Annotated in this window: 10 protein-coding genes and 2 tRNA genes; 7 read left to right on the forward strand and 5 right to left on the reverse strand. The window is 69.1% G+C overall.

What is annotated here, in order from left to right; translation table 11 throughout:
* Nucleotides 1-3: 3 nt before the first annotated feature.
* Together AC07FN_RS02870 and AC07FN_RS02875 are read right to left on the reverse strand one after the other, a co-directional pair.
* Nucleotides 4-1,314: an ABC1 kinase family protein gene (locus AC07FN_RS02870; protein WP_452618317.1), complete on the reverse strand. Its 1,311-nt coding sequence runs from the start codon at nt 1,312-1,314 to the stop codon at nt 4-6.
* Nucleotides 1,315-1,637: 323 nt separating this feature from the next.
* Nucleotides 1,638-1,787 (reverse strand): DUF5679 domain-containing protein, encoded by a 150-nt coding sequence (locus AC07FN_RS02875; protein ID WP_010693945.1) that lies wholly within the window; start codon nt 1,785-1,787, stop codon nt 1,638-1,640.
* Nucleotides 1,788-2,011: 224 nt separating this feature from the next.
* On the opposite strand from AC07FN_RS02875, the gene AC07FN_RS02880 reads away from it, so the two are divergent.
* On the forward strand, nt 2,012-2,569 hold the full coding sequence (locus AC07FN_RS02880; RefSeq protein WP_452618316.1) for a M48 metallopeptidase family protein: 558 nt from the start codon (nt 2,012-2,014) through the stop codon (nt 2,567-2,569).
* 45 nt (nt 2,570-2,614) lie between these two features.
* Here the strand turns inward: AC07FN_RS02880 and AC07FN_RS02885 are convergent, their stop codons facing one another.
* Nucleotides 2,615-4,024, reverse strand: coding sequence for a zinc-dependent metalloprotease (locus tag AC07FN_RS02885; protein WP_478394046.1), 1,410 nt, complete (start codon nt 4,022-4,024; stop codon nt 2,615-2,617).
* 80 nt (nt 4,025-4,104) lie between these two features.
* On the opposite strand from AC07FN_RS02885, the gene AC07FN_RS02890 reads away from it, so the two are divergent.
* On the forward strand, nt 4,105-5,130 hold the full coding sequence (locus AC07FN_RS02890; protein WP_478394047.1) for a YlbL family protein: 1,026 nt from the start codon (nt 4,105-4,107) through the stop codon (nt 5,128-5,130).
* 54 nt (nt 5,131-5,184) lie between these two features.
* Here the strand turns inward: AC07FN_RS02890 and AC07FN_RS02895 are convergent, their stop codons facing one another.
* A complete protein-coding gene (locus AC07FN_RS02895; protein ID WP_478394048.1) occupies nt 5,185-5,715 on the reverse strand; it encodes a PPA1309 family protein in 531 nt (176 codons plus the stop codon).
* A 200-nt stretch (nt 5,716-5,915) separates the two neighbouring features.
* On the opposite strand from AC07FN_RS02895, the gene AC07FN_RS02900 reads away from it, so the two are divergent.
* From AC07FN_RS02900 to AC07FN_RS02910, 3 genes are all read left to right on the forward strand, one after another.
* A complete protein-coding gene (locus tag AC07FN_RS02900; RefSeq protein ID WP_478394087.1) occupies nt 5,916-8,810 on the forward strand; it encodes a UPF0182 family protein in 2,895 nt (964 codons plus the stop codon).
* Between the two features lie 152 nt (nt 8,811-8,962).
* A tRNA-Met gene (locus AC07FN_RS02905) sits at nt 8,963-9,039 on the forward strand.
* A gap of 408 nt (nt 9,040-9,447) precedes the next feature.
* Nucleotides 9,448-9,521: transfer RNA gene (locus tag AC07FN_RS02910), tRNA-Met, on the forward strand.
* A 62-nt stretch (nt 9,522-9,583) separates the two neighbouring features.
* On the opposite strand, the gene AC07FN_RS02915 is transcribed toward AC07FN_RS02910, so the two are convergent.
* The gene (locus AC07FN_RS02915) at nt 9,584-9,883 is read right to left on the reverse strand and encodes a hypothetical protein (RefSeq protein ID WP_452618312.1); all 300 of its coding nucleotides are present in this window, start codon (nt 9,881-9,883) and stop codon (nt 9,584-9,586) included.
* A gap of 276 nt (nt 9,884-10,159) precedes the next feature.
* On the opposite strand from AC07FN_RS02915, the gene AC07FN_RS02920 reads away from it, so the two are divergent.
* The gene (locus AC07FN_RS02920; protein ID WP_478394049.1) at nt 10,160-10,657 is read left to right on the forward strand and encodes a PadR family transcriptional regulator; all 498 of its coding nucleotides are present in this window, start codon (nt 10,160-10,162) and stop codon (nt 10,655-10,657) included.
* Nucleotides 10,658-10,776: 119 nt separating this feature from the next.
* Nucleotides 10,777-11,883: a peptide chain release factor 2 gene (gene prfB / locus AC07FN_RS02925; RefSeq protein ID WP_478394050.1), complete on the forward strand. Its 1,107-nt coding sequence runs from the start codon at nt 10,777-10,779 to the stop codon at nt 11,881-11,883.
* Nucleotides 11,884-11,952: the final 69 nt, after the last annotated feature.

Here is an 11,952-nt window from a genome sequence, read left to right on the forward strand (position 1 = left end):
CTATCAGTCGGAGAAGCCCGGCTGCCACCGGGCGATGATGTCGCGGGCACCGACCTCGGCGTCGAGCTGGCAGAGGATCCCGGTGGCACCCAGCGTGACCCGGTGGATCAGCAGGTAGTCCGGCGGGAGGTTCAGCGACCGCCCCGTCCGGAAGTCCGGGCTGCGCAGGTCGCCGACCCGCTCGGCCTGGCGCTGCAACCAGCGCCGGGTGAAGTGGAACTTCGGCGTGCGGATCGGGTCCACGAACGGCGCCAGGTAGGCCAGCACGTCCTCGGCCTGGATCTCCCGGTCGCCCTGCACGAACCGCTCCGCGCGCAGCAGTTCCAGCAGTTCGGCGGACTTGTCCTCCAGGGCGAGCCGGACCATGCGGCCGAACGTCGCGGGCACGCCGTTGGGCAGCCGGGAGACCGCGCCGAAATCGATCACGCAGAGCCTGCCGTCCGGCATCAGCATGAAGTTGCCGGGATGCGGGTCGGCGTGCAGCAGGCCGGCCCGGGCGGGCGCGGAGTAGTGGAACTCGGCGAGCAGCCGCCCCGCCGCGTCGCGCTCCTCCCGTTCCCCGTCGGCGATGATCTGGGCGTACGGCTTGCCCGTCACCCACTCCGTGACGACCACCTTCGGGGCGCTGGCGATCACGGCCGGGACCAGGACGGCATCGTCGTCCCGGAACGCCTTGGCGAACGCCCGCTGGTTGTCGGCCTCGGTGCGGTAGTCGAGCTCCTCGACCATCCGGTCCTGGAGTTCCGCGAGCAGCGGCTTGACCTCGGCGCCGGGGGCCAGCGACTGGAAGAGGCGGGAGAAGCGGATCAGCTGGCGCAGGTCGGAGCGCAGCGCCTCGTCCGCGCCCGGGTACTGGACCTTGACCGCGACCTCGCGGCCGTCGTGCCAGGTCGCCCGGTGCACCTGCCCGATGCTCGCCGCCGCGGCGGGGGCGTCGTCGAACTCGGCGAACCGCTTCCGCCAGGCGGAGCCCAGCTGCTCGGTGAGCACCCGGTGCACGCTGCTCGCGGGCATCGGGGGCGCGGCGGATTGCAGCTTCGTCAGCGCCTCGCGGTACGGGCCGGCCATCTCGTCCGGCACGGCGGCCTCGAACACGCTCAGCGCCTGGCCGAACTTCATCGCGCCGCCCTTGAGCTGGCCGAGGACCGCGAACACCTGCTCCGCGGTCTTGGCCGACACCTCGGCGCTGATCTCTGCCGGATTCTGCCCGGTGAGCCGCTTCCCCCACCCGGCGGCCAGGCGGCCGGCGACACCGAGCGGCAGGCTGGCGAGCTTCGCGGTGCGGTGTGCCGCCCGGCGGGGAATGTCGGCCACGAATTCTCCTTGGTGCGCGCAGGAAAACCCTCTCGATGTCCGAAGACGTTTTCGAAATCGAGAAACCCACTCACATGCTAGAGGTTCCCTGCGGCGCCTTGGGGCGTGATCGACGTGTTGGCCGTCAGGTTTGCGCCACCGGTCGCATTCTTGATTCCGCCGGACAAGGGCGAACGAGTCGGCTCGTCAGCCCTCCGGGCCGAGCTGAGCACGGATATATCCCCCTGGCGCTCCGGCGCGGCGGGTGCGATGTCGAATGCCGGAGCGATGCGTCGGAGATGCGGGCGGGTGGGCGGCCCGAGCGGCGGCCCACCCGTGCCCGGTCACGCCTTGCCGAGGATGCGGGTCATCTTGGTGCCGCAGACCGGGCAGGTGCCCTTCGCCATTCGGCGACCGTTGGTCTCCGAGACCTCACCGGAAAAGTCGCGCTTCTCCCGGCACTTCACGCAGTAGCCGTTGTACGTCTCGGCCACGGCTCCCCTCCTTCATGTCGTGATCCAGCGTCGTTGCTGGCTCTTCTGCCCACCTCCGGGCGGCTGGGGGAACGGTACATGTGGGCCATTCGACATGCATGCATTACGAGCATCGCATGTTCGACTTAATGGAGTAATCCCTCGGGGGATCACGATGCGTAGGCGCTGAGGTCCGGCTCACAGCGCGGGCCGTTTGTCAGGCGCACTCGCTAAGGTCCACTCCCGTGGCTGAACCCCAGGTCGAGGTGCGCCGCAGCAAGCGCCGCCGACAGACGGTGAGCGCCTATCGCGACGGTGACAAGATCGTGGTGCTTCTCCCGGCGCGGATGAGCCGCGCGGAGGAAAAGCGCTGGGTGGCGGACATGCTCAGCCGCCTCCAACGCAGTGAGACGCGTCGGCGCTCGCCCGCGCGGGAATCCGACGAAGCACTGCTCCAGCGGTGCCGCGAGCTGTCCGCGAAGCACCTCGAAGGCAGGGCGCAACCGCAGGGCGTTCGGTGGGTGCCACCGATGCGCACGAGGTGGGCTTCCTGCACGCCCAGCGATGCCACCATTCGGGTGAGTCAGCGCCTCCGAGATGTACCCGGATGGGTGCTCGATTACGTGCTCGTGCACGAGCTCGCACACCTGCTGGTGCCCGGCCACGGGGCCGACTTCTGGAAGTGGGTCCGCCGCTACCCGAAGACCGAGCGGGCCATCGGCTACCTGGAGGGGGTGTCCGCGGCCGCCCAGCTCGGCATCGGGCTGGACGACGACGCGGAAGAGGCCGAAGCCCGCACATGACGAGGGGCACTTCCGGGAGTCCGGAAGTGCCCCGCCGGCGCTCGGTCAGTTCTCGTCGCGCTTCGGCGACTCGTCGCCCTCGTCGTCGGCCTCCGCCGCTTCGTCGGCCTCCGCGCGGCGGATCGCGGCGATCGGGTCGTCCAGGTCCGCGGAGCCCGAGCCCCAGCGGTCGGCGAAGTCCAGCGGCTCGTCCAGGTCCGAGCTGTCCGGCAGCAGGTCGGGGTGGTCCCAGACCCGGTCCCGGCTCTCGACGCCGTGCCGCTCGGTCATCAGCCGCCACAGGTTCGCGGCGTCCCGCATCCGGCGGGGCCGCAGTTCCAGGCCGATGAGCGTGGCGAAGGTCTGCTCCGCCGGCCCGCCGGTCGCGCGCCGCCGCCGGACGGTTTCGCCCAGCGCACCGGCACCCGGCAGCCGATCGCCGACGGCGTCGGCGACGACCACGTCGACCCAGCCCTCGACCAGCGCGAGCAGCGTCTCCAGCCGGTTCAGCGCGACCTGCTGCTCGGGAGTGGTCTTGGGCTCGAGCATCCCGGAGCCCATCAGCTCCTGCATCGAGCTCGGGTTGGTCGGATCGACCTTGCCGGCCAGGTCCTCCAGCGCCGAGGTGTCGATGTGGATGCCGCGGGCGTACTCCTCCACGGTCGCCAGGAGCCGCTGGCCGAGCCACGGGACGTGGCTGAACAGCCGGTGGTGCGCGGCCTCGCGGGCGGCGAGGAACACGGTCGCCTCGCTGATGGGCCGGTCCAGGCCCTCGATGAAGCGCTCGATGTTCGCGGGCAGCAGTGCCGCGGTACCGGCCGGGGCGAGCGGCAAGCCGACGTCGGTGGAGGTCAGCACCTCGCCGCCGAGCTGGGCGAGGCCGTTGCCGAGCTGCGAGCCGAAGGTCATCCCGCCCATCTGGCCGAGCATCGACAGCAGCGGGCCCGCGGCCTGCTTCGCTTCCTCCGGCAGCGCCTCCAGCCAGGCGCTGGACATCCGCTGCGCGACCGGGTCGCACAGCCGCTGCCAGGTGGGCAGGGTCTTCTCCACCCAGTCCACCGACGACCAGGTCTGCACCGACCGGACGCCGGCGGGCAGCGAGGTGGTGGCGTCCAGCCACAGCTCGGCCAGCCGGATCGCGTCCTCGATCGCCTTGACCTGGTCCTGGCTCGGGCGCTCGGTGCGCTGGTTGTTGTGCAGCTGCTGCACCGCGAGTTGCTTGGCGAGCTCGTAGTTCACCGGCCCGGAGCCGCCGCTGCCGGAGTGGCTGAGCGCCTGGCCGAGTTGGGTCAACATCTGGCCGAGCTGGCCGATGTCGAAGTTAGGCATGCCGCCCGGTCCGGGCATGCCGCCGAAGCCGAAACCGGGAAGGTCCCCGGAGCCACCGGCGCCGCCCTCAGAGCGGCCTTGCGACGAGTCGCCCTTGTCGGGATCGTCGGGGTCCTGCGAGCTGAACCCGAACGGCAAGTTGGTCATAGTTCCACGGTACGCGGCCTTCGCCACCTCACAGAAGGTGTCCGGAGCTCGCTGGACGCGAACACGTACGCTGTCACCTCGTGAACCGCCGTACGTGGACGCTGCTGACAAGTGTCGTACTGGTAGTCGCCTTCGGTCTGCTCGGCGCGTTCGTCCGGGTGCCGTACGTGGCGCTCGGGCCGGGTCCGACCTACGACACCCTCGGGATGGACGGGAACGTCCCCGTGATCGGCATCGACGGGCAGCAGACCTTCCCGACCGGCGGGCACCTGAACATGACGACGGTGTCGGTGACCGATCAGCTGTCCCTGTTCGGTGCGTTGGGGCTGTGGGTGAGCGGCCGGTACGCGCTGGCGCCGCGCGAGCTGTACTTCCCGCCGGACAAGTCCGAGCAGGAGATCGAGCAGGAGAACACCAAGGCCTTCAGCGACTCGCAGACCACCGCCGAGACCGCGGCCCTGCGCTACCTCGGCTACCCGATGAAGGTCCTGGTCGGCGAGATCGTCAAGGGCAGCCCGGCGGACGGCGTCCTGGAGCCCGGCGATCACCTGCTGGCCGCCAACGGCAAGCCGGTCACCGATCCGGCCTCGTTGAAGGCGGCGCTGGTCGGCACCAAGCCCGGCGACCGGGTGGAGATCCGGTTCCGCCACACCGATCAGCCCGAGCAGGTCGCGAGCGTGCAGCTGGGCCCGAACCCGGGCACCGACCCGCAGGGCTTCCTGGGCGTGGCCGCGATCGAGCGGCCGGACGTCAACTTCGACATCAAGATCAGCCTGGCCGATGTGGGCGGACCGTCCGCGGGGCTGATGTTCACCCTGGCGATCATCGACAAGCTGACCCCGGGCGAGCTCAACGGCGGTCAGTTCATCGCGGGCACCGGCGAGATCAGCCCGACCGGCGAGGTGGGCCCGATCGGCGGCATCCCGTTCAAGATGGTCAAGGCCCGCGAAGCGGGCGCGACGACCTTCCTCGTTCCGGCCGACAACTGCGCCGAGGCCAAGACGCAGGCGCCGGAGGGGCTGCAACTCGCCAAGGTCGAGAACCTCGACGACGCGACCAAGGCCCTCGACGCCCTGCGCGGCGGCCAGGTCCCCGCCGGCTGCTGATCCGCGACGGCGTTCGCGGTGGAGATCGGCACGCCGACCTCCACCGCGAACCGGTCAGTCCGCGAAGGTGGCGTGGAGCGCGGAGAGCAGGTTCGGGGCCAGCGACGGGTCCTGGATGAGCTCGCCACCGGTCTCCGGATCGGACACGCGCAAGCGCATCACGCACGCCTCGCCACCGTCCCGCAGCACCGCTGCGACCAGCCGCGCCTCGTGGCGGTCCGGGTGTTCGGCGGCGATCTGCCGGTCCCGCTCGCTGTCGCCGGGCAGCTCCGCCTCCGCCTCCGGCGGCAGCACCACGATCTCCTGCACCACCGCGCAGCCGGCCACCTGCTCCGGCCACGCGATGCCGCTCAACGCCTCGGCGAGGTCTTCGGCGGGCAGCGCTTCCTGCGCGATCGGGGTCAGCGCCGAGGCCGGGTCCAGCTGGTCGGCCAGCCCGGGTTCGGCGGCCAGCAGCTGGTCGGTGGGCACGAGGGCGAACACCTGGGTGGGCTGGTCCCAGCCCGCGGCGTGGACGAACTCCTCGATCTCGCGAGCGGCCGACGGCAGCGCCGCGGCCAGGTCCTCGGGGGTTTCCGGTGGCATGCCGCCATGGTCGCACCGCCGGGCCGGGCGGCCGCCGCCGGCTGATCCGATGACCTGCGAAAGATGTCCGCTTAATCCAGTTCGCGAAGCCGCTTCCAGGAACTTCACGAAGGGGTCGTAGAGTTGAACATCACGAGGGCGGCCGAACCACCGGTACCGTCCAGGCCTGCTGATCGTCACCAGGAGCGTGCGTTGTGGCCATGCGGCCCCCGGTAGGAATGCCGAAACTGTCCCGGAGAAGCCGGATCCTGCTGATCCTCGGCGGCATCGTGCTGGTCGCCCTGATCGCCGGATCGCGAATGCTGGGCACCTACGTGGACTGGCTGTGGTTCGGTGAGGTCAACTACCGGCAGGTCTTCACCACCCAGCTGCTGTCCCGCGCCGGACTGGGGGTGGCTGCGGCGGTCTTCCTCGGCGGCGTGCTGGCCCTGAACCTGTGGCTGGCCTTCCGCAACCGGCCGGTGTTCGTGCCGGTCAGCGGTCCCGACGACCCGCTGGCCCGGTACCGCACCGTGGCCACCGAGCGCTCCCGGCTCTTCGGGCTCGGGCTGCCGATCGTGGTGGGCGTGATCGGCGGGCTCGCCGCGCAGGCCGACTGGCAGACCCTCCAGCTGTTCCTCAACAGCGTGCCGTTCGGGCAGGTCGACCCCGAGTTCGGCAAGGACATCAGCTTCTACACCTTCGAGCTGCCGTTCTGGCGGTTCCTGCTGTCGTGGGCGTTCATCGCGATCACCGTGTCCTTCATCGGCGCGCTGATCACGCATTACATCTTCGGCGGCATCCGGCTGGCCGGCCGCTCCGGGCAGCTGTCCATGCCGGCGCGGGTCCAGCTGGCCGTGCTGGCGGGCCTGTTCGTGCTGTTGAAGGCGGTCGACTACTTCCTGGACCGCTACGACCTGCTGCTGTCGCAGCGCAACCCGCTGTTCACCGGTGCCAGCTACACCGACCTGAACGCGGTGATGCCGGCGAAGCTGATCCTGATGTGCATCGCGGTGTTCTGCGCGATCGCGTTCTTCGCGGTGATCTTCCTGAAGAACCTGCAGATCCCGGCCCTGGCCACGGTGCTGCTGGTGCTCTCCAGCGTGGTGGTCGGCGCGGTGTGGCCGGCACTGATGGAGCAGTTCTCGGTGCGCCCCAACGCGAACGAGCGGGAGGCGCAGTCGATCGAGCGCAACCTCGAGGCGACGAAGTCGGCCTTCAACATCGGCGAGCCCAACGTCCAGTTCGTCGACTACCCGGGCCGCACCCAGCTGCAGCCGGCCGAGGTCGCCGCGGACAAGGGCACCATCCCGAACATCCGGTTGCTCGACCCGAACGTGCTGGCCCCGACGTTCACCCAGCTGACCCAGCAGTACAACTTCTACGGGTTCACCGACAAGCTGGACGTCGACCGGTACCGGGACGCCAACGGCCAGCTGCGCGACTACCTGGTCGCGCTGCGCGAGATCAACACCGACGGCCTGGCCGTGAACCAGCAGAACTGGATCAACCGGCACACCGTCTACACGCACGGCAACGGCTTCATCGCCGCGCCGGCCGACCGGGTCGACTCCACGTTCAAGGAAGGCGCCACCCAGGGCGGCTACCCGGTGTTCCAGATCAGCGACGTGGCCAACAACGGCCAGGGCGCGATCCCGGTCGAGCAGCCGCGCGTGTACTACGGCGAGCTGGTGGGCCGCAACGACTACGCGATCGTCGGTGGCAACCCGGGGGAGGCGCCCCGCGAGTACGACACCGACCAGCAGCAGTACACCTACACCGGCACGGGCGGTGTCCCGGTCGGCAACCTGTTCCAGCGCTTGGTGTTCGCCGCCTACTACGGCGAGCGGAACTTCCTGTTCAGCGGCGCGATCGGCGATGATTCGAAGATCATCTACGAGCGGAACCCGCGGGAGCGGGTGCAGAAGGTCGCGCCGTGGCTGAAGCTCGACGGCGACCCGTACCCGGCCGTGGTCGGCGGCAAGATCAAGTGGATCGTCGACGGCTACACCACGCTGAACAACTACCCGTACGCGGAGCTGACCGAGCTCGGCGAGGCCACCAACGACACCCTCACCGGCGTCGAGCGGCAGCCCAACCAGCAGATCAACTACATCCGCAACTCGGTGAAGGCGACCGTCGACGCCTACGACGGCTCCGTGGACCTCTACTCGGTCGACGAGAAGGACCCGGTGCTCAAGGCGTGGGAAGGCGTCTTCCCCGGCGTGGTCAAGCCGGCCAGCGAGATCAGCCCTGAGCTGCGCGACCACTTCCGGTACCCGGAGGACATCTTCAAGGTGCAGCGCTCGCTGCTCACCCAGTACCACGTCGACAACCCGGGCGACTTCTTCTCGAACCAGACCTTCTGGCAGGTGCCGTCCGACCCGACCGGCCGCGGCAGCGCCGCCAACGCCGAGGGACAGCAGCCCCCGTACTACGTGCTCGCCCAGGTCGGTGAGCAGGGCGAGCCGCAGTTCCAGCTGACCAGTGCCCTCACCGCGCTGCGCCGCGAGAACCTGGCGGCGTGGGTGTCGGCGTCGTCCGAACCGGACAACTACGGCAAGCTCACGGTGCTGCGGCTGCCGACCAACAACTCGACACCGGGTCCGAACCAGGTCCAGAACCAGATGGAGTCGACCCCGGCGGTCACCGAGAACCGGACGCTGTTCAACAACCCGAACGTCACCGCGATCTTCGGCAACCTGCTGACCCTCCCGGTCGCCGGCGGCCTACTGTACGTCGAACCGATCTACATCCAGCGCAACGAGCAGAACTCCTATCCGCAGCTGGCCCGAGTGCTGGTGTCCTTCGGCGGCAAGGTCGGCTTCTCCGAGACGCTGTCCGGGGCGCTGGAGCAGGTGTTCGGTTCGGGCGCCGGGCAGGCCACCAACCCGGGTCAGAACGGCCAGCAGCCGCCGCCGGCCCAGAACCAGCAGCCCCCGCAGCAGACCCCCGGCAGCCCCCAGCTGTCCCAGGCGGTCACCGACATCCGGGCGGCCCTGGAACACGTCCGCAAGGCCCAGCAGTCCGGCAACTTCGCCGATCTCGGCTCGGCCTACCAGCAGCTCGACGACGCGATCAAGCGCTTCGAGCAGGCGCAGGGCACCGGCGGCTGATCGGCAACGGCGACCAGGGGCGGGGATCGCGCAGGCGGTCCCCGCCCCGTCGTCTTTCCGGCGTCCGATCGAGTGCAAATGACGTGCGTCACTTCTGAGGCCAGGGGATTTGCACTACGGTTCAGCACCCCGTAAAGTTGGTGACACAACGACGCGGGGTGGAGCAGCTCGGTAGCTCGCTGGGCTCATAACCCAGAGGTCGCAGGTTCGAATCCTGTCCCCGCTACCATTTGAATGGTCAGAAGCCCTCCGACTTCGTCGGGGGGCTTCTTTTCCGTCGTTTTGATTCCCATACGGGGGCCGAGCCCCCGTAGACCCCCACGGTGCGGTGGTCTCTTCTCGTCGGCTCCTTGCTCGGGGAGCGTTCCCGGCCTGGATTCCGGACCAGCCTTTTGGTTCTGGGGTGGGCTGGGTGTGGAGACTTTGGGCGGGGCTCTTGCGTTGGGGTGGGCTCGGCACTTGGGGTGCTTGGGGCGTTCGTGGGTCGTTGGTCCTCTGTTGGCTCTCTGCTGCCCCTCTGTCGGGGTTCTTCGGGTTTTGGCTGGTGGGGTGGGGGTTCGGGGGTTTGGGGACCCCCCTTGTTCGGGGCTTTTTCGGGGTGTGTAAAGTACTCCGTACAACAGAAAAACGCACACGGCGCGGGGTGGAGCAGCTCGGTAGCTCGCTGGGCTCATAACCCAGAGGTCGCAGGTTCGAATCCTGTCCCCGCTACTATTCGAACGGAAAGCCCCCGACTTCGGTCGGGGGCTTTCCGTTTTTATCAGGTCGTTCTCCTACGAGAGGCCTTTGGCCCATTGGCGGGCGCACGCCGGGGAGCAGACCCGGCCATCTCCTCGGACCGTGTTCGTCGGGCGCATCGCTCGGCCGCAGACGATGCAGGCGTCGGCTTCGCCCTCTCTCTGCATGGGCACCAGTGCCTTGGCTCGCTTCGCTTGCTCGGTGACCTTGTTGGTCACCCTGGTCTTGCTCTCGTTGACCTTGGTACGCAACCAACTGCGATGCACGCTCCGCACCTCCTGAACCGGCCCCTCATCGGCCGCCGACTGGTCGGCCAAGTGCAGGGTGCGTGTCACCTGTCGTAGTAGGGCAGCTCCAGGGCGTGATAGCACCTCATTGCGCCAGGAAGACCCCCCATCCAGGCGAACCCCGGTAATGCTCGTCGCAATGAGTGCGGACGCTCGGCCGCCCGCGTGTGCGCCCCGTGTCCGGGGCCGCCGCCTCGCCAGTCGTCCGGAGCGCGCGCCAATGGCGCAACCGTTCGTCCACTTGGACCAGTCCACTGCAACCACTGTGGACAGAACTGGGGACCACTGTGGACAGCGAAGCGGAGGCATGGCACCGTGGCAGATGTGACCGAGCTGAATGCGACATCCGCTGCCCTGTTGGGACTACTGCACGAAGGTCCGAAGACCGGTGGCCAGCTGGTTGCGGCCGCCACCGAGCGCTTCGGAGGATTCTTCAGCGTGACCCGCAGCCAGGTTTACCGCGAGCTGCCCGCGCTGACCGACGCCGGTCTGCTGCGCCTCGGCAAGCAGGGTCCGCGCTCCAGCCAGCAGTACGCGATCACGGCCGCCGGCAAGCGCGCCTTCAAGTCGTGGCTGAACACCGAGCCGGGGCCGGACAACGTCCGCAGCCCGCTGATCCTCCGCCTGGTCTACTCGGGTTCCCTGACCCCGAAGCAGCGCTCCGGGCTGGTCGAGGCGGCCCGTGCCCAGTACGCGGTGAAGATGGACGAGGCGAAGAACGCCGCCAAGGGCGCGACCGACCCGTACGAGAAGGCCGCCGCGGACTTCACCGTGTCCTACAACCGAGCGATCATCAAGCTGCTGGACTCGATTCCGGACTGAACCACCCCGGAACGAACAGTCGTGAGCGGTGGCGGTCGCCACAACGGCCAAAACCGCTCATGACCGGAAACGGGCCGTCCTCGTGGGCGGCCCGTGCCCGGTGAAGTACGCTGAGCACTGTGAATCCCGACGTCGCTGCCTCGCTCAAGGAACTGTCCAACACCCTCGAAGGCATCGAGAGCGTGATGGATCTGGACGCCCTGCGCGCCAATATCGCCGAGCTCGAGGCCGAGGCCGCCAAGCCGGATCTGTGGGACGACGTCGAGCACGCGCAGCGGGTCAGCAGCCAGCTGGTGCACCGGCAGGCCGAACTGCGCAAGATCACCGAGCTGCGGCAGCGCGTCGAAGACCTCGAAGTGCTCTACGAGCTCAGCGAGGACGAAGGCGACCCGGCCGGGCTGTCCGAGGCCGACGACGAGCGGGACCGCCTCCGGAAGGACCTCGAAGCCCTCGAGGTGCGCACCCTGCTCTCCGGCGAGTACGACCTTCGCGAGGCGATGGTGACCATCCGCGCCGAGGCCGGCGGCGTCGACGCGGCCGACTTCGCCGAGATGCTGATGCGCATGTACCTGCGCTGGGCCGAGCGGCACTCCTACCCGGCCGAGGTCTACGACACGTCCTACGCCGAAGAGGCGGGCCTGAAGTCGGCGACGTTCCGGGTCAACGCCCCCTACGCCTACGGCACGCTCTCCGTCGAGCAGGGCACGCACCGGCTGGTGCGCATCTCGCCGTTCGACAACCAGGGGCGGCGGCAGACCTCCTTCGCCGGCGTCGAGGTGCTGCCGGTCGTGGAGGAGACCGACCACGTCGACATCCCGGAGAAGGACATCCGCGTCGACGTCTTCCGCTCCTCCGGGCCCGGCGGGCAGAGCGTGAACACCACCGACTCCGCCGTGCGCATCACGCACATCCCGACCGGCATCGTGGTGTCCTGCCAGAACGAGAAGTCGCAGCTGCAGAACAAGGCCGCCGCGATGCGCGTGCTCCAGTCCAAGCTGCTGGCCCGCAAGAAGGAAGAGGAGCGCGCCGAGCTGGACGCCCTCAAGGACAGCGGGTCGAGCTGGGGCAACCAGATGCGGTCCTACGTGCTGCACCCGTACCAGATGGTCAAGGACCTGCGCACCGAGCACGAGGTCGGCAACCCCGACGCGGTGCTCGACGGCGACATCGACGGGTTCCTGGAGGCCGGCATCCGCTGGCGGCGCCAGCAGCAGAGCGTGGCCTGACCCGCACTGCGCGCCGAGGCCCTGACCGGCGACGAAGTCGCAGGTGATCGACGGTTCCGCCGCCGGTCC

The sequence above is a fragment of the Saccharopolyspora sp. NPDC045941 genome (assembly GCF_056431445.1).

Coding starts and splice junctions, on each gene's coding strand:
- AC07FN_RS02885 (WP_478394046.1), bottom strand. CDS start 4,024: ATGACCAACTTGCCGTTCGGGTTCAGCTCGCAGGACCCCGACGATCCC.
- AC07FN_RS02895 (WP_478394048.1), bottom strand. CDS start 5,715: ATGCCACCGGAAACCCCCGAGGACCTGGCCGCGGCGCTGCCGTCGGCC.
- AC07FN_RS02900 (WP_478394087.1), top strand. CDS start 5,916: ATGCGGCCCCCGGTAGGAATGCCGAAACTGTCCCGGAGAAGCCGGATC.